Origin of the sequence: Ensifer sp. Root1252, assembly GCF_001425885.1 — a bacterium.
Classification (GTDB): domain Bacteria; phylum Pseudomonadota; class Alphaproteobacteria; order Rhizobiales; family Rhizobiaceae; genus Ensifer; species Ensifer canadensis.
The window spans coordinates 379,877-397,017 of the sequence record NZ_LMDT01000012.1 but is presented as its reverse complement, the minus strand read 5'-3'; the positions used below and the strand labels follow the sequence as shown (position 1 = coordinate 397,017).

Annotated in this window: 16 protein-coding genes and 1 pseudogene; 6 read left to right on the top strand and 11 right to left on the bottom strand. The window is 63.8% G+C overall.

Going from position 1 to position 17,141, the window contains the following annotated elements:
* Nucleotides 1–270 precede the first annotated feature (270 nt).
* The 3 genes and pseudogenes from ASD02_RS14415 to ASD02_RS14405 all read right to left on the bottom strand — a co-directional run bounded on the left by ASD02_RS14415 (nt 271) and on the right by ASD02_RS14405 (nt 2,486).
* The gene (locus tag ASD02_RS14415; RefSeq protein WP_225906314.1) at nt 271–567 is read right to left on the bottom strand and encodes a hypothetical protein; all 297 of its coding nucleotides are present in this window, start codon (nt 565–567) and stop codon (nt 271–273) included.
* 199 nt (nt 568–766) lie between these two features.
* Complete coding sequence (gene greA, locus ASD02_RS14410; protein ID WP_025427518.1) at nt 767–1,249, bottom strand: transcription elongation factor GreA; 483 nt, start codon at nt 1,247–1,249, stop codon at nt 767–769.
* 336 nt (nt 1,250–1,585) lie between these two features.
* Nucleotides 1,586–2,486, bottom strand: a pseudogene (locus ASD02_RS14405) (LysR family transcriptional regulator).
* Between the two features lie 137 nt (nt 2,487–2,623).
* On the opposite strand from ASD02_RS14405, the gene ASD02_RS14400 reads away from it, so the two are divergent.
* Both ASD02_RS14400 and ASD02_RS14395 read left to right on the top strand, forming a co-directional pair.
* On the top strand, nt 2,624–3,397 hold the full coding sequence (locus ASD02_RS14400) for an SDR family oxidoreductase (RefSeq protein ID WP_057206216.1): 774 nt from the start codon (nt 2,624–2,626) through the stop codon (nt 3,395–3,397).
* A gap of 161 nt (nt 3,398–3,558) precedes the next feature.
* Nucleotides 3,559–5,346, top strand: coding sequence for a mechanosensitive ion channel family protein (locus ASD02_RS14395; RefSeq protein WP_057220791.1), 1,788 nt, complete (start codon nt 3,559–3,561; stop codon nt 5,344–5,346).
* Nucleotides 5,347–5,477: 131 nt separating this feature from the next.
* On the opposite strand, the gene ASD02_RS14390 is transcribed toward ASD02_RS14395, so the two are convergent.
* From ASD02_RS14390 to ASD02_RS14380, 3 genes are all read right to left on the bottom strand, one after another.
* On the bottom strand, nt 5,478–6,278 hold the full coding sequence (locus ASD02_RS14390) for a nucleotidyltransferase domain-containing protein (protein WP_025427521.1): 801 nt from the start codon (nt 6,276–6,278) through the stop codon (nt 5,478–5,480).
* Nucleotides 6,279–6,397: 119 nt separating this feature from the next.
* A complete protein-coding gene (gene ftsZ / locus ASD02_RS14385) occupies nt 6,398–7,447 on the bottom strand; it encodes a cell division protein FtsZ (protein ID WP_025427522.1) in 1,050 nt (349 codons plus the stop codon).
* 603 nt (nt 7,448–8,050) lie between these two features.
* Nucleotides 8,051–8,659, bottom strand: coding sequence for a glutathione S-transferase family protein (locus ASD02_RS14380; protein ID WP_057206215.1), 609 nt, complete (start codon nt 8,657–8,659; stop codon nt 8,051–8,053).
* A gap of 219 nt (nt 8,660–8,878) precedes the next feature.
* Here ASD02_RS14380 and ASD02_RS14375 point away from each other — a divergent pair, with 219 nt between their 5' ends.
* On the top strand, nt 8,879–9,175 hold the full coding sequence (locus tag ASD02_RS14375; RefSeq protein ID WP_025427525.1) for a hypothetical protein: 297 nt from the start codon (nt 8,879–8,881) through the stop codon (nt 9,173–9,175).
* A 73-nt stretch (nt 9,176–9,248) separates the two neighbouring features.
* Here ASD02_RS14375 and ASD02_RS14370 read toward each other — a convergent pair whose 3' ends face one another.
* From ASD02_RS14370 to ASD02_RS14360, 3 genes are read right to left on the bottom strand one after another with little or no spacing between them, the layout of a single operon-like run.
* The gene (locus ASD02_RS14370; RefSeq protein ID WP_025427526.1) at nt 9,249–10,274 is read right to left on the bottom strand and encodes an ABC transporter ATP-binding protein; all 1,026 of its coding nucleotides are present in this window, start codon (nt 10,272–10,274) and stop codon (nt 9,249–9,251) included.
* Entirely contained in the window at nt 10,262–12,064 is a 1,803-nt protein-coding gene (locus ASD02_RS14365; RefSeq protein WP_025427527.1) for an iron ABC transporter permease, read from the bottom strand. Before ASD02_RS14365 ends, ASD02_RS14370 begins: the two co-directional genes overlap by 13 nt.
* Nucleotides 12,065–12,072: 8 nt before the next feature.
* Nucleotides 12,073–13,053 carry an ABC transporter substrate-binding protein gene (locus ASD02_RS14360; RefSeq protein ID WP_025427528.1) on the bottom strand — a complete coding sequence of 327 codons (981 nt, stop codon included), beginning with the start codon at nt 13,051–13,053 and terminating at the stop codon, nt 12,073–12,075.
* A gap of 139 nt (nt 13,054–13,192) precedes the next feature.
* Between ASD02_RS14360 and ASD02_RS14355 the strand changes: the two genes are divergently transcribed.
* The 3 genes from ASD02_RS14355 (at nt 13,193) to ASD02_RS14345 (ending at nt 15,089) form a co-directional block, all read left to right on the top strand.
* Nucleotides 13,193–13,450, top strand: coding sequence for a hypothetical protein (locus tag ASD02_RS14355; RefSeq protein WP_057220790.1), 258 nt, complete (start codon nt 13,193–13,195; stop codon nt 13,448–13,450).
* 311 nt (nt 13,451–13,761) lie between these two features.
* Nucleotides 13,762–14,232, top strand: coding sequence for a carboxymuconolactone decarboxylase family protein (locus ASD02_RS14350; protein WP_025427530.1), 471 nt, complete (start codon nt 13,762–13,764; stop codon nt 14,230–14,232).
* Entirely contained in the window at nt 14,232–15,089 is an 858-nt protein-coding gene (locus tag ASD02_RS14345; RefSeq protein WP_025427531.1) for a sigma-70 family RNA polymerase sigma factor, read from the top strand. The genes ASD02_RS14350 and ASD02_RS14345 overlap by 1 nt, the downstream gene beginning before the upstream one ends.
* 217 nt (nt 15,090–15,306) lie before the next feature.
* Here ASD02_RS14345 and ASD02_RS14340 read toward each other — a convergent pair whose 3' ends face one another.
* Together ASD02_RS14340 and ASD02_RS14335 are read right to left on the bottom strand one after the other, a co-directional pair.
* Nucleotides 15,307–15,939 (bottom strand): dihydrofolate reductase family protein, encoded by a 633-nt coding sequence (locus ASD02_RS14340; protein WP_025427532.1) that lies wholly within the window; start codon nt 15,937–15,939, stop codon nt 15,307–15,309.
* Between the two features lie 366 nt (nt 15,940–16,305).
* Nucleotides 16,306–17,004, bottom strand: coding sequence for a TetR/AcrR family transcriptional regulator C-terminal domain-containing protein (locus tag ASD02_RS14335; protein ID WP_025427533.1), 699 nt, complete (start codon nt 17,002–17,004; stop codon nt 16,306–16,308).
* Between the last annotated feature and the right edge of the window lie 137 nt (nt 17,005–17,141).

Below are 17,141 nucleotides of genomic sequence, written 5' to 3'. Positions count from 1 at the left end.
GATGACGCTTCTGAGCAGGACGACGTGACGGCAGTGATTGCAGCGAATGCGAGCAACCGGACGGCGTCATTGATGCGCCGCTTGGATCAGTCTTCCGGATGTGGCGGAATACTACCACACAGATTGCGCTCTTGATACTGACTCAACCGCTCACGACCCGGCGTGGCTCGCCCCCGACCGTCGAGTAGCCGGGTGAAAGGCAGCGGCAGCTTTTGGCCGATACCGTTGAAAAACACCCCCGATGTGAAGTGGCTCAACGTCGGCGAGATATTAAGTTATCAGTTGCAAAAGCAGCGAAGGCGAACTTAGGAAGCCGCCAACAAAGAGGCCAACGAATCCAAGAGCTAGCGCTCCGACAAGTCCATGGTTCTCCCAGCCAGTCGAAGCTCCCACCGCTGTCGCTGCGACGATGATCGACACTGACCATACGATCTTGATGAGCACGACCGTGCGCCGCATGACTGTAGGTTTTTCTTGCGCCATGGCAAAACCAGTTTGTTTCGAAGCCTTTGTTGATTGAATATAATATCGAATTCTCTTTCCACGATAGCCGTGATTGATAGCCATCGTCCCATCCCGGGCCAGTAGCAGCCAAGCCAGCGCCTCTAGCTGTGAACTTTCAGGAGGTTGTCCATTTGGAGCAGATTTAGGAGACTGGAGTTACCACACCTCAGTTTTCCAGGATCGCACCGAATGAACATTCACAAGAATGCCCGACTGACGCCGTTGCATCGAGAGGAAATGGCCGTCGGACAAAACGCCCGCCCTATGAAATCCCCGTAATATCCAGCTCGTGTCCGCCCATGGCAGCCACATCGCCGACCCCCTTGCCCATGAGGATCCGGGCCACCGGGGAAACGTAGGAAATCGATCCGGCCTTCGGGTCCGCCTCGTCCTCGCCGACGATGCGATAGGTCTGCACCCGGCCGTCGTCGCGGCTGAAGGTGACGGTGCTGCCGAAGGCGACGATGTCAGTCGAGGTCGGGGCGGCGACGAGCTGGGCGGTGCGCAGCCGTTCGGCAAGATAGCGCAGGTCGCGCAAGGGGCCGGCCGCCTGCCGCCGGCGCTCGTTGACGTCTTCGATCCCGCTGGTCGCATCATAGGCCGCGCGCGCTTCGCGCTGCTGCTGCTCCAGCACCTTGAGGCCCGCTTCGGTGACAAGGTTGGGATGCGGCGAAACCGGGCGGTCGGGCAAAAGGGTTTCCGCCGCGGTTTCGGCACTTTCTTCCTTGGTGAAGGCAACGCTCACGATCGAACTCCGTTTGGACGCGGCAGGCTCTTACAATGCCTCCGCGCGAAAGCCCACTGTCGGTGAGGCACCGCGCTGGGGATGACAAGAGTAATCGCTGATATTGCCCCATCCGCGGGCGGCGGTCACCCCGCATTATCTGACGTCATCCGCTGGCATGAGGCACTTGGAAACCGGCACCAGGCAGAGGCGCGGATCGGCCATCCATGACAGTCCGAAGCCCGAATGAGTAAGGGCCATCGCCGCACCGGACGCCTCCTCTTGTCCGCAAAACCCGCGACGCGCCTCGCCACCCTTGCAATCAGCGGCTGCCCGCCTTCGCCGCCACGCACCCCATCAGGTGGCGAGCAACGGCCGCATCAATCCCTCCAGCCACTCGGCAAACACCTGGAAGCGACGGGAAAGATGCTGGCGGTGCGGGTAGAGCAGCGCCAGCGGCATCGGCTCGGCGCAATGGCCGGGCATGACCTCGACGAGGTCTCCGGCCTGCAGATGCGCCTTGACGTCATAGGCCGGGATCTGGATGAGGCCGAGATCCGCCAGGCAGCAGGCGATGCTGCCCTCGGCGCTGTTGACGGTAACGCGGCCGGCCATCGCCACGGTCCGTGTCTCGCCACCTTCGATCCACTCCCACTCCTCCACCCGGCCGGTTGAGGGCGACGCGTAGTTGACGGCGAAATGCCGGGCCAGGTCTTCCGGTTTTTCGGGCGTGCCATAGCGCGTGAGATAGCCGGGCTTGCGACATTGACGAGCTTGAGGTTACCGATCGGCCGGGCGATCAGGGCGGAATCACTGCGCGGCCCGACCCGCAGCGCGCAATCGACGCTTTCCTCGATCAGGTTCACCGCCCGGTCGGTCATGCCAAGGTCGACGTCGATACCGGGATATCGCTCGAGGAAGCTGGCGAGTTCAGGGCGACGATCAGCCGGCCGATCCGGCTCGGCAGCTCGACGCGCAGCCGGCCGGTCGGCCAGTCCTCTCCCTGGCGAAACAGGTTTTCCGTCTCGTCGACATCGGCGATCAGCCGCATGCAGCGCTCGTAGAAGGCCGCCCCATCCTGGGTCGGCGAAACCTTGCGGGTGGTGCGATGCAGGAGCCGCGTGCCCACCCGGGTTTCCAGCGCCTGCACCGCCGCCGACACCGACGAGCGCGGCATATCCAGCGTGTCGGCGGCGCGAGTGAAGCTGGCGCAGTCGACGACGCGTGTGAAAATGCGAAAAAGCTCGATCCGGTCCATGGTCAGCCGCTTATTGTTCGAGATTCCTGACAGGTTATGTCACGGACGGCGGCTTTATAACAGAGATGCCGACGATATGCTTCGGGTGGAAAGACGGCCGCAGCGGGCGGCCTTCAAGCACCGAAAAGGTTCTGGCCATGACCGATCACAGCATCAGAGGTAAATCCGTTCTCATCGCCGGCGGCGCGAAAAACCTCGGCGGTTTGTTGGCGCGCGATTTTGCCGAACAGGGCGCCCGCGCCGTCGCCATCCATTACAACAGCGCCGCAACTAAGGCCCCCTCCGAGGAGACCGTGGCTGCGATCAAGGCGGCTGGTGCCAATGCCTTCGCCTTCCAGGCCGACCTGACCGGCGCCAGCGCGGTGGAAAAGCTGTTTGCCGATGCCAAGGCCGCGCTCGGTGGCATCGATATCGCCGTCAACACGGTCGGCAAGGTGGTGAAGAAGCCGCTCGTCGACATCACCGAGGCCGAGTATGACGAGATGACCGCGGTCAATTCCAAGTCCGCCTTCTTCTTCCTGAAGGAAGCCGGCAAAAATGTCAGCGACAACGGCAAGGTCTGCACGCTGGTCACCTCGCTGCTCGGCGCCTTCACGCCGTTTTACGCCGCCTATGCCGGCACCAAGGCGCCGGTTGAACACTTCACCCGCGCCGCCGCCAAGGAATTCGGCGATCGCGGCATCTCGGTGACGGCGATCGGCCCGGGGCCGATGGATACGCCCTTCTTCTATCCTGCCGAAGGCGCCGATGCCGTTGCCTATCACAAGACTGCTTCCGCGCTGTCGAAGTTCTCGACCACAGGCCTTACCGATATCGAGGACATCGTGCCTTTCATCCGCTTCCTCGTCTCCGACGGCTGGTGGATGACCGGCCAGACCATCCTCGTCAATGGCGGCTACACCACGAAGTGACCGGCAAAGGGCGGTGCTGGCGCCGCCCGTCGACAGGACAGAAATTTCACAATAGCCTCATAAACGAGCCGCCCTGCTCCGCCGACGGAAGATCGACCGGAGCGGGCGGCCGTTCGACCTGCTGCGGCATCCAACGCCCCGGCGCTTCACGGATGGATTTCATGGCGTCTTTCCTGCCCACGTCGCCTCGCCTGCCTGCGCTGCTCGCCCTTCTCGTCATGCTCCTTCCGCCGCTGCTGCACCGCGTGCGCGCTTCGCTGGTGCGGCTGGGTCTCGACATCATCCATCTCGTCATCTTCGCAGGCGTCGCGCATGCGATGCTAAGGTTCTTCCTCACCGCCGGCACTGCCTCGCAAGAGCTGGCCCGCGCGCTGGTAACCGTCGCCGTCACCACGGCCGCCTATGCGGTCTGCGGCCGCTTTCTCTTCGCCCCGTCGCGGCCGCAGACGCGGTTGCTGCCCATCGCCCGGCCACGCTTCCATTTCGCCATGCTGGTTGCCTATGGCGCCATCGGTGCCGTCGTCGGCGCCAGCGTGCGCTTCGCCAACGAGCGTGCCCTGGAGCCCGCCGCCATCGAGGGCTGGTTTCTGATCGGCGTCACCGCAGTGACGTTCCTGAAGCTCTACTGGTTCATCGCCGGCCGCACCGATATCCGCAATCTCTTTGCCGGCGAAGCGCCCGGCGCCGTCCGCCGCGCCATCGCATTCGTCGTTCCCGAGTTCTATGCGCTGAGTGCGCTGACGCTCTGGCTCATGGGCTGCATCGTCGCCGGCAGCCCCAACAGCGCTCAGTGGAGCTTTGCCGGCGGCACGACGCAGGTCATCCTGCTCGGCCTTCCCATCCTCGCCTTCGGCATCCATTCGCTGGCGGGTGCGGCCGCCGATCGCCGGCGCACGCCCGCCTCCTCGCCGCTGCACCTGGCCATCGCCGGCAGCGTGCAGACCGCCCTTGCCGGCGCCGTGTGGCTGATCGGGCTGCATATCATCATCGTGCTGTGGAGGCCGATCATGATCCAGGGCGATACCACCGCCGCCGTCGACTGGATCGTCATTCTAGAGCGCGTCAGCCTTGCCGTCGTCGCCAGCTGGGTGATCTGCAGCTTCCTCTGGCGCAGTTTTGAGGCCTTTGCGCCCACCGCCCGCGTCTCCATGCCCGGCGAGACCGAGGAGGAGGCGCAGATCCATCAGACAAGCCGGCTTTCGACCATCCTGCCGCTGATCCGCAATCTCGTCTTCGGCGGTATCTTCGCCGTCACCAGCCTCGTCGTGCTTTCGGCGCTCGGCATTAACATCGCGCCGCTGCTTGCCGGCTTCGGCGTGCTTGGCCTGGCGCTTTCCTTCGGCTCGCAGACGCTGGTCAAGGATGTGGTATCCGGCATCTTCTTCATCGCCGACGACGCATTTCGCGTCGGCGAATATGTCGACACCGGCAAGCTCAAGGGAACGGTCGAGCGCATTTCGCTCCGCTCGCTGCGCCTGCGCCACCAGAACGGCCAGATCCACACCATTCCCTATGGCCAGCTTCAGGCCGTCACCAACTACAGCCGCGACTGGAGCACGGTGAAGTTCGAGCTGAAATTCGAGCGCGAGGACGATCCGGAAATAATCCGCAAGACCATCAAGAAGGTTGGCCTTGCCATGCTGGAGGACGAGGAGTTCGGGCCGGAGTTCCTGGTACCCTTGAAGATGCAGGGCATCCAGGACGTCACCGAAAACTCGCTGGTCGTGCGGCTGAAATTCACCGCCCGGCCGGGCAACCCCAGCATCCTGCAGCGCGAGGCGATGAAACGGCTGCTGCCCGCGCTGCGCGAGGCCGGCCTCAGCCTCGCCTCCAATGCCGTCACCGTGCGCTCCGGCCCCGGTGGCCTGAGCGACGCCGATGTGGCTGCGGCGAATGCGAGGCTGGCGAAAAAGCCGATCGATCCCGAAGCGGCCGCCGCCGAGACATAACGCTTGTCGCGCAAACGTGCGCAGCGACATGCTGCTAATACACGAGCTTGAAGCGCACCCTGGAAATCGCGGCGCGCCGTGCCACGGCATTTCCTGGCGGAAAACCGCTTCGCACTTTTCCTGGAGATGCTCTAGCCCGAAAGCCCACCCTGCCGCCGTGCAGTCTGCGGCGCATCGCGGCGATCACCGTCAAACAGCGGCCCACCCTGGCGCTCGAGCTCGTCCTGCGCCAGAGTCACCAGCACATCTGGCTGCGCCTCGCCAGCCAACCGGAAAGCGTCGTCGAAGCGCTGCGCCAGCGCGGGGTCAAGACGCTGGAGGAGCCGCGGCAGCCATTTGCCCTTGCCCGACCAGTGGCCGCGCCCGAGCAGCGCCAGGTCGCATAGCGGCTGGTGGAGGGCCGCGGCGATCGCCCGCATTTCCGCCGTCGGCCGCCTATCCCTGAGGTCGTCAAGCAGGTCGGTGATCTGGTAGCGAAGCATGTCCCGCCGCTCCGCCTTGAGCGGACCCGGCCCGCATGAAAGCCTGGCCTTTGCCTCGTTCTGGAGGGCCAGGCCGCGATCGATGTCCCGGCCGACAACTGTTCCGCCTGCGACCATGTCGAGCAGCACGGGATAGCCGCTGGCAAGATCCTGATCGACAAACCAGTTCAGCGTCTCGAAATCGTGGACGAAAGCCTCGACCGGAAATCCGCCGGCGATGAAGCTCTCGCGCCAGGCATTGCTCAAGTGTTCGTGCAGCACCACCAGATCGATATCGGAGGATGGCGTGCCCTCGCCGCGCAGGATCGAGCCGGCAACGATGGCAAACAGCGCGCCTGGATAGCGCTCGTTCAGGATCGTTTCGGCCGTGCGAACCGCCCGCACGCGCTGGGCGGCCGTGGCGTCGTTGTCGGGCAAACCCGCCTGACCGTCTCGTTCCGCGTCCATCATGCCCCTCTCGTCCATACGAAAAATCCCCCCGGGCGGCTGTCATCGCACGGGAGGATTTTCAAAGAAAGGCAGAAGGCTTCGATGCCGCCAGGAACCTGGCAGCGCGTGAGGCCGAGCCGTTACTGCAGCGTGCGGGTCGGCGCCTGGCCGGGCTGGCCGGGCTGGCCGGCGTTCGCCGCAGCACTTGCCGGGTCTGCCGCGTTGCGCTGGCTGTCGAGGCCGGTTGCCACCACCGACACGCGGAAGGTGCCGTCGAGCGTGCGGTCGAAGATCGAGCCGACGACGATGTCGGCCTCGTCATAGACTTCCTCGCGAATGCGGGTGGCCGCTTCGTCGACTTCGAACAACGTCATGTCCATGCCGCCGGAGATCGAGATCAGCACGCCCTTGGCGCCGCGCATCGACACTTCGTCGAGCAGCGGGTTGGCGATCGCCGCTTCCGCCGCCATCAGCGCGCGGCCCTCGCCGGTCGCCTCGCCGGTACCCATCATCGCCCGGCCCATGCCCTTCATGACGGATTTCACGTCGGCGAAGTCGAGGTTGATCAGGCCTTCCTTGACGATCAGGTCGGTGATGCAGCCGACGCCGGAATAGAGCACGCGGTCGGCGATCACGAAGGCATCGGCAAAGGTGGTCTTGGCGTCGGCGATGCGGAAGAGGTTCTGGTTGGGGATGACGATAACGGTGTCGGCCGCTTCGCGCAGGCGCTCGACACCCTCTTCAGCCATCTGCATGCGGCGCTTGCCTTCGAAGCTGAACGGCTTGGTGACGACGCCGACCGTCAGGATGCCGGCCTTGCGGGCTGCCGCCGCGATCACCGGCGCAGCACCGGTGCCGGTGCCGCCGCCCATGCCGGCGGTGACGAAACACATATGCGTGCCGCCGAGGTGATCCATGATCTCGTCGATCGATTCTTCCGCCGCCGCGCGCCCGACTTCCGGCAGCGAACCTGCACCAAGGCCCTCGGTCACATGCGCACCGAGCTGGATCAACCGCGACGCCTTCGACATCGCCAGTGCCTGGGCGTCCGTATTCGCCACGATGAAATCGACCCCCTGGAGCCCTTCGGTGATCATGTTGTTGATGGCATTGCCGCCGCCGCCGCCGACACCGATGACGGTGATCTTCGGGCGCATTTCGGTGATCGTGGGCTTCTTGAAATCGTTCATGGCTTTGTCTCCTAGGGCGAACGCCGCCAAAACAACGGATCGGGGCGAATCGGGCAGCTGTTATTTTAGGAATTGAAAAAAGCCACGGAGAAGGCAAGAGAAAAGGCTGATGCCACTTTCCACACATGATTTGTCATTTGCCGTTCGAGTGGGATTTCAGTCCTTCGCCCAGTTCGTCGTGGCGACCAAATTAATTCTTTTTATCAATGACTTGCTACATTTCCACATAGGCAACCGCCATTTGCCTCGGATCGAGCCGGCGCCACCCTCTTCTTGCTTCAATGGACCGAAACGGCGCGGCGCATCTCTTCCCACTCTATGTCGACAGGGCGGATCGGCCAATACAAGTGCCAATCGGGGGCAAACGTGAACTGCAAATGGCGGCCAGATTTGCCCCTCACCCCAGCCCTCTCCCCGCGTGCGGGGAGAGGGAGAACCGAGCGTGCGGCCCCCTCCAATTCTCCGCACGTCCAATTCCATCCCTCTTGCGGAATGCGTCTCGGCGGGTGCCGCAAAGTCCCTTCTCCCCGCCAGCGGGGAGAAGGTCCCGGCAGGGGGATGAGGGGCGGATCACCGCGATAACCCCGTCCCTCGACGGGCGGTCTAAGCCTCAAAGCTCGGCCGCGCCCGCACCCTTTCCAGCCAGCGCTGGACATTCCTGAGATCTCCCGGCACCTCCATGCCGAAGACGTCGCCAAGCCAGGCGCAGACGCCGGCGGTGATGTCCGCGATCGAGAACTTGTCGCCGGCAAGGAACGGCCGGCCATCGGCAAGCTCCCGGTCGAGCCAACCCCATTTCCTCGGCACCGCCTGCCGCTCGGTCTCGGCGAAGGCGGGAAACTGCCTCAGGCGGTCCTTGAAGAAAGCATCGGAATGCAGCGCGACATTGCCGATGGTGCCAAAAATCACCAGCTCGGCCCGCCGGTTCCACATTTCCACTTTGGCACCGCTGACGGCGTCGCTGCCGAAAAGCTGCGGTTCGCGGTGCGTCTCCTCGAGATAGCGGCAGATGGCGACGCTCTCGGTGATGACGGTGCCGTCATCCAGTTCCAGCACCGGGATCTGGCCAAGCGAATTGAGCGCGAGGAACTCGGGCCCCCTGTGCTCCGCCTTGGCGAAATCGACGTCCACCATCGGCAATTCGATGCCCTTCTCCGCCATGAAGATACGCACCCGGTACGAATTCGGTCCCATGCCCTGATAAAGTTTCATCGCTTCCTCCCATCGGCTCGCACGGCATGATTGCCGCCCCGTCGTGATGCAGCCACTATGCCATACCAGTTGTTTTGAGCAACCAGTTTTATTTAACTATATAGTTTATTTCGAGCCGCGGTTGCGCAAGCCGACTGCGTCAAAGTCGCCAGGCGCAAAGGTAACCCGACTTGAACACCGCCGGGCTCCGTGGACTGCTGCTGCAAACAGGAGCCGCGCATGCAGATCAGAGCCCTGGCCCTTTCGGCTGTCGCGCTTCTCGGCGCCGGCGCTTCCCATGCCGCCCTTGCGCCGAACTATCAGCGCGCCAACGAACTGACCGCGATCATCAGCGCCGTTGCCGCAGCAGTGCCGAAATATCCGATCGACAAGATCATCAGCCAGGGGCGCGACCGCTATACGGTGGTCGCCGGCAAATGCACCGTCATCGCCCACATCGTCGGCCTGCCGGCAGAGCCGGGGCTGGTCGGACCAAGACAGTTCAAGGTGGAGCTCGACAGACCGCGTTGCGATTGATGTTTCTGCCTGCCTGTCGACCCGGCGCAGATGCTGCCGACCGTCGGTCGCGATCGGCGCTTATCCTATGCCCTCAAAGCCGCCAGCTGCTGGCAATCGCGAAGGTCGCTTTCTGTCCAACAGGAATGGCCGTGCCGCCATAGGCCTTCAGTGCCTGCCCGTCCGGCAGCGCCAGCGTCAGCGCAAAGCGTTCGCCCTCGTAGACGCAAGCCTTGACCTCGAGCGCGATGCCGTCGGCGGTGAGCCGCACATGCTCGGGCCGCACCAGCACGTCGCGACGAAGGCCGCTGTCGGTGGAGCCGATCGCCTGGCGGAGCATCGGCCACTCCAGCGCCCTCGGCGCGCCCTCTGGTAGTGGTAGCCTGAGGATCGAGCCGCGGCCGATCAGCCCGCCGACAACACTGCCTTCCGGGCGGGTATAGATTTCCGCCGGCGGCGCCAGTTGCACCAGCCGCCCCTCCGACATCACGGCAACATCGGTCGCCAGCGCCATCGCTTCCGACTGGTCGTGCGTCACATAGACCATCGTTGCGCCGGAGCGCTCATGGAAGATGCGGAAGGTCTCCTCCATCGATTTACGCAGGTGCTGGTCGAGATTGGCGAGCGGCTCGTCGAGCAGCACCACATCGGGCGACGTCACCAGGCAGCGCGCCAGCGCCACCCGCTGCCGCTGTCCGCCGGAAAGGGCCGCAGGTCGGCGCTCGGCATAATCGGTGAGTTTTACCAGCGCCAGCGCCTCGCCGACGCGGCTGCGCCAGGTCTCGCCGGAAATGCCGCGCACCTTCAGGGGATAGCCGACATTTTCAGCCACGGTCATATGCGGCCAGAGCGCATAGGACTGGAACACCATCGCCATGTTGCGCTTTTCCGGCGGCAGCGCCCGCGAGGCATCCGATAGCCGGCGCTCGCCATAGTCGATCGAGCCGTCGGTCGGCTGCTCGAAGCCGGCGATCATGCGCAGCACCGTGGTCTTGCCGCAGCCAGATGGCCCAAGCAGCGCCAGAAACCCGCCTTCGCGCACCGTCAGCGACACGTCGGAGACGGCAGGACGACCGCCGCCGAAATCCTTGGTCAGGTGATTGAGGATCAGTTGCGCCACGGCAGCACGCCTTCCGGTAGATAGTTTGCAAGGGCCTCGAGCGCCGCCATCAGTACCATCACCATGATGACGACCAGCACCGAGAGCGCCGACGCCAGATCGGATGAGCCGCTGTCGTCGAGGTTGAAGATCGCCACCCCCAGCGTCTGCGTACCCGCCGACCACAGCAGGGCTGAAACCGTCAGCTCATTGGCGGCTATCAGAAAGACGAGGATGATCGAAGCGCCCGCCGCCGGCGCCACCAGCGGCAGGATGACGTCGCGCATGCGTCGGAAGAAACCGGCGCCCGACAGCCGCGCCGCCTCCTCCAGCGATGGGTCCATCTGCAGGAAGGCGCTCATAACCGGCTTCAGGCTGACGGCAAGGAACGAGGAGAAATACGCAATCAGGATGATCCAGATGGTGCCGTAGAGCGATACCTTGAGGATCGGCAGCGGCGCTGCAAAGGTGAGGATGAAAGCAACCGCCAAAACAATGCCGGGCAGCGCATAGGGAATCTCGATCAGGATGCCGATCGTGCTTGAAAGCGCACCCTTGCGCCGGTTCATGAGATAGGCGGCCGGCACCGCGACGACGAGCAGCCCGAGCGCCGCCGTGCTCGCCAGGAACAGCGAATTGCCAAAGGCGCTCAGCGTCATCGTCTGGCGAAAGAGAATTTCTTCATAGGCGCGCAGCGAGACGGTCTGAAGGTTGAGCGGCACGCCATAGGCCGGAACCAGCGAGCTGGCGATCAGCGCCGCCAGCGGCGCTACCAACACCAGAAACAGGATCGCCGAAAGCGCCAGTTCGACAGCCACACGAAAGCGCCCGAGCGAAAAGGCGGCGCTGGCGCCGGAAAGGCCGATGATGCGGTAGTCCCTGCCCGCCAGCGCGCGCTGTTGAAGGATCAGCCCGGCGGCCGCGATCACAGCGATCAGGCTGGAGAGCAGCGCGATCTCGCCGAAGGTGCCGGTGCCGAAGCTCGCGAGCCGCGTGTAGATCAGCGTCGGCAGCACCGAAATCCCGGCGGGAATGCCGAGGATCGCCGGAATGCCGAAATTGCCGACGCCGGAGACGAAGGCGATTGCGGCACCGGCGATCAGCCCGGGGGCGGCCAGTGGCGCAACGATATCGAGAAAGACGCGAAACGGCGACGCGCCGGAAAGTCTTGCCGCCTCCACCCCGTCGCGCGGCGACGCAGCCAGCCCCGCCTTCAGCGCCAGGAACACCAGCGGCGCGTGCTGCACCCCGAGAAGCAGAGAGATGCCAAACAGCGAATAGAGCGGCTGCGGGCTGCCGAGCGGCGGTGCGATCCCCAGCGTTTTCAGGAGCGGGCTTGCCGGCCCGGTCATCTCCACCCAGGCAAGGGCCGTCACCTGCGGCGGGATCATCATCGGCAACATGAAGGCAAAACTCAAAAACAGTTTGCCCCTGACATCGGTGAGCGCCACGGCAAAGGCAAAGAGCGCGCCGATCACAAGCGAGATCAGCATGCCGCCTGTCGCCGTCACCAGAGTGTTGCGGATGGCCGCATAGGTCGCAGGCTCGGTCAAGACAGCGATGGAATTGCCATTGATCACTCCCGCAAAGCCGGCTTTGGCGAGGCTGATGAGCGGCAGCGCGCAGAGGAAGAAAAGGCAGGCGAGCACGAAGGGCACCAGCCAGCGCGGCTCGCCGGCGGGCGAAGCACCCGGTCTCGCGCGACCCGACCCTGGCTCGCTTGACCTCACCCGCCCCGGACGCTGCAGCCCCGCAATGGGAAAGCGCAGCCAGCGGTGCCGGCTGCGCATGGTTTCACCCTGTTCGGACATTCAGGCGATCAGTTCGTACCGAAGATGCCGGAGAAGGTCTTGAGGTCGGCGTCGGAATTCTTCACGGCCGAAGCAGCATTGATCGGCAGAACCTTGATCGTCTCGCGCGCCGGATAACCTTCGGGCAGCGCCACGCCGTTGCGTGCCGGGATATAGCCCATCTTCACCGCCGTCTTCTGGCCCTCCACCGAGATCAGGAAGTCGACGAATTTTTTGGCGGCGTCAGGGTTCTTGGCGGTCTTCAGGATGCCGACCGGCTCGGTGACGGCGGAAACGCCCTCGGCCGGGAAGACGAACTCGACCGGCGCGCCCTTGGCCTTCTCGCGGATCGCCATGAAGTCGACGATCATGCCGTAGGCCTTCTCGCCGGTGGCGACCGCCTTCAGCACGCCGCCATTGCCGCCGGCAGCCGTGGCACCGTTTTCGGCCAGCGCCTTGTAATAATCCCAGCCGAGGCCGTCGATGCCGGCAAGCGTCTGGGCGTGGATGAGGGCCGCACCCGAGGTCAGCGGGCTCGGCATCGTCACCAGGCCTTTGGCGTCGGCCTTCGCCAGATCCTGCCAACCCTGAGGCTTCGTCGAGGCCGAGGTGTTGTAGATGATGCCGGTGGTGATCATCTTGGTGGAGTAATAGGCGCCGTCGGCGTCATAGAGCGCCGCGTCGTAGTTGGCCGCTTCCGGCGACTTGTAGGCGAGCAGCTGGCCGGCTTCCTTCAGGCGCTGCATCGTCACGGTGTCGGCGATCAGAAGCACGTCGGCAACCGGGTTGCCGGCCTCGATCTCGGCCATCAGCTTGGCCATCAGCTTCGTCGTGCCTTCGCGCACCCACTCCACCTCGACACTGGGATTGGCCGCCTTGAAGGCGTCGACCGTCGCCTGCGCATCCTCGTTCGGCTGGCTGGTGTAAAGCACCAGGCTCTCGGCAAAGGCGGCGGTGGAAAGCAGCGAAGCGACAAGCGCGCCGGCAACGACGGAAACAAACGATTTCATCGGCATATCCTCGGTTCAAGATGGCGCCGAGCCTTAGAGCCGGTGTTTTACAGGGGTGTGACAGGGCCGCCGGCTGACACACCCTTGACAGCACCGGCAAGCCGCGAAATCGTGCGCCCCAAACGGATGGAGAATTGTGATGGATACTTTGCTGAAAGTGGCCGGCGCTCTGGTCATCCTGGTATCGGCTGGCGCGGCCGTTGCCGTAACCCTGCCGTCCTTCGGCGCACCGGCGGTGATGTGGGCGATGCAATGGGCGCTTCCGGGCATCGGCATCGGCATCGCCCTTGCCGCCTTCGGCTCGATGCTCGGCCAATTGAAGCGCATTCGCCTTGCCGCCGAGCGCCAGGCCGATCTGTTCCAATCCATTCTGGAACGCCGTCAGCCCGCGAAATAACGGTACCGCTTGCGATCGGCGACGACCCTATCCCGCAGCCATCGGGTGAGACCGTGGGCTCTCGCCGCAGGTCTCTTCGACGTGCGGGAAACACGTCACGCCCATAGACAGGCAAACACGTTTCCAGCTTGGCCGCGGCGAAGATGGCGGCAAGGCTCAAGCGCAACCATCTGCTCACCACCCTTCAAAGGTGCAGCACGCACCCCGCCTGCGGGCCTGCCAGAAAAAATTCGCGAAAAAATCTGCGTCGATGTCACAGGGGCCAATCCTGGCTCGTCATGTAGTCGGAACCAACGAAAGGAAACGGAACCATGACTGCCAAGATCGACCTTTTCGCCGCCGCTCCGCAACTGATGAAGAGCTGGACCAGCGTCTCTATGTCCGTCGCCGCCAGCCTCGAGTCTGATCTCATCGAACTCGTCAAGATCCGCGCATCCCAGATCAACGGCTGCGCCAACTGCATCAACATGCACACCCAGGAAGCGCGCGCCAAGGGCGAGACCGAGCAGCGTATCTACCTGCTGTCGGCCTGGCGCGAAGCCCCCTGCTATTCCGAACGCGAGCGCGCCGCGCTAGGCTGGACCGAGGCGCTCACTCGCCTGTCGGAGGGCCATACCCACGAAAGCGCTCGTCAGGCTCTGCAGAACCATTTCACCGAGGAGGAGCAGGTGAAGCTCACGCTCATGATCAACGTCATCAACGGCTGGAACCGCCTGGCCGTCGGCTTCGGCCTCTGGATCGAGCCGGCAGCGGCAAAGGCAGTCGCCGAGGTCGCCGCCTGATGACGGGCAACGCCCAGCTCGACGCAGCGGCCGGTTTCGACCCGCTGCGTCCGAAACTCATGCGCGTTGCCTATCGCATGCTCGGCTCGGTCGCCGACGCCGAGGACATAGTGCAGGAGGCCTTCATCCGCTGGATGGGGGCCGACCGCTCCGCGGTGCGCGAGCCCGAAGCGTTCCTGCGAAGCACCGTCACCCGGCTCTGTCTCGACCAGCTGAAGTCGGCGCGGCGCCAGCGCGAGACTTATGTCGGCCCCTGGCTTCCCGACCCCGTCGTCGAGGAGGAACCGGAAGAGGACGTCACCCTGCCCCTGATGCTCGCTCTGGAGCGCCTGTCGCCGCTCGAGCGCGCCGCCTTCCTGCTGCACGACGTCTTCGGCCTCAGCTTCGAGGAAGTCGCCGCGACGATCGAGCGCGACCCGGCCGCCTGCCGCCAGCTCGCCGCCCGCGCCCGCACCCATGTCCGCGAGGCGCGGCCCCGCTTCCATGTCGAGCAGGCGCGCGGCGTCGAACTTGCCGAAGCCTTCTTCACCGCCTCGCGCAGCGGCGACCTGAAGACGCTCGGCGCCATGCTCGCCTCCGATGTCAGCATCCACGCCGACGGCGGCGGCAAGCGCCCCGCAGCGATGCGCCCCATCCTCGGCTTCGAGGCGGTTCTCGGCGTGCACGAAAAACTGGCGGTCGCCTTCCGCACGCAGATCTCGACGCTCGTGCGCTCCGGCTTCATCAACGGCCTGCCCGGCTTCGTCACTCGCGAAGCCGACGGCGAACTGCAGTCGACAGCACTAGAGATCGAGGACGGTAAGGTCGTGGCGATCTACATCGTGCGCAATCCCGACAAGCTGGGGCATCTGCACTAAGAGCATTTCCAGGAAAAGCGCGAAGCGGCTTTCCGTCAGGAAATGCTAAAAAACAGAGAGATAGAGCGTTTTCGTCTAAATCGGAAACGTTCTACAGCGCCGCGCGTCTTAGGTCGCTGTAGCACTTTGAATTGCTGCATGTTTTTGTCCTTAAATCGAATAGGATCTAAGGATAAAAACATGCAGTAGGAGTTGTGGATCGCATGCTCGGACGTGGTCACGCCGGCCGATAAATCTGCGCCACCGAGCCCCCCGGAAACGCTGTTGAGCTGATCAGCTTGAGGCGCTTTGGCGGGGCGACGTCAGAGAAGATCGGCAAACCCCTGCCGAGCACCACCGGATGCACCAGCAGGGCGTATTGATCGACCAGACCTTTCGCGATGAGACTGCGCGCGAAGGCGGCGCCGCCGTGGGCGAGGATCGGCTTGCCGTCCCGGGACTTCAACCTGGCGATCTCGTCGGCCAGATCGCCGCTCGCCACATAGGCCTCACTCCAACTGTCCGCGCCGGGCTGCAGCTTCCCCGAATGCGTGCTTCCCGCGTCGGTCCGGGCATCTTCGAGCGCCCTGGTCGCTTCAGCCGCTTTCAGGACCGCCGGCCCTTGTTTTGAGAAGACGGCCTTCGGAATCCGGTTCATCGGCGGCGCGAATACCTGTGTGGAGGTCGGCCAAAATGCCGCCATGTCCTTAAAGGTGCGGCTGCCCATGATGTGTAGGCTGGCGTTCCCCACCGTCTCCACCGACCAGGCAATGGCCTCTTGATCGCCGCTGAACACCCATTCGATTTCGCCCTCGGGCCCGCCGACAAAGCCATCGAGCGACACGGACATCTTCAGGATCAACTCTCTCATTGCTTCTTCCTCACGCTGGTCCGACCCAAGGACGGGCGAGATCAATCGGTTCCGACAATTCGCATTCGCCAAGCCGAAAAAATCTCGACCAACTCCGTGTCGCTTCTTCGGCCTGCGCAGGACGATCGGAATTACCGGTTGAGCGCAACCGGTATGGTTCCTGTTGCCGCGCCTCGGTCACCCACGCCGCCATTGTCCCGTGGCCCGTTAGCGGCTCCCAGGAAGGGCGAAACGATTTCCCGTCAGGAAATGCGTAAAAACAAGGGCTTAAAGCGCAGAAGGCGAATCTGAAAGATCGCGACGTGTATCAATGCATGTCGCGCAAAAGCGTGCAGCGGTGTTGCGGGAAACCGTGTCGTCGCGCGCTCATCGTCTCGGGCCGAGGCCATCGAGCAGGAAGTCGAGGCCTTTCCTGAAAGCACCGTCCCAGTCGTTATCCAATAGCAGACGAGAGCGTTCAATCGTCGGGTAGTGTTCGCTGAGACCTGCAAGGCGCTGCTGCCCGGCGGCCCTGTCCTCGTCCGAGAGGTCGAAGCTCGCCCGAGTGATGGTAGCGCCCATCACATAGTTCCAGAGCGACCATATCGCGACGTTCAAGTCCGCGTCCGAAACACCGGCTCCCGACAGGGTCCTGCTCAGGAGTTCCAGGCGATTGAGCATGTTCGGGCCGAGCGCCCGGCGCGGCAATAGCGATGCCGACCAGGGATGGCGCAGCATGACGGCGCGCCAGTCTTCGAGCATATGAACGACGTCCCCGCGCCAGTCTTGAGCCTCGACCCTATGCGACGGCCCGCGATATTCGAGCACCGCGTCGAGCGCCAGATCAAAGACCTCGTCCTTGTTGCCGACATGCCAATAGAGGCTCATCGCGCCGGCGCCGAGGCGATCGGCCAGCCGACGCATCTTCAATCCGTCGACCCCTTCGGCATCAAGCAGGTCTACCGCGGTCGCCACGATCCGTTCCAGGGAGAGCGGCGCTTCACTGCGTGGCTCCTGCACAGGCTGGAGTGACGCAGCCTTCCGCTGAGGCCGTTTGCTCTGAGTGCCGCTGCGTTTGGCTGCCATCGTTTTTCCTTGCTGATCAGAGCGTCGTTTTAAGCCGACAATCCGCCGAATGTCGATCCTGACCAATTGACGCGTACGTTGTACGATGCAATTTAATCGTACAACGTACGAGTCAATCGCATCGGCAATGCGTTCAA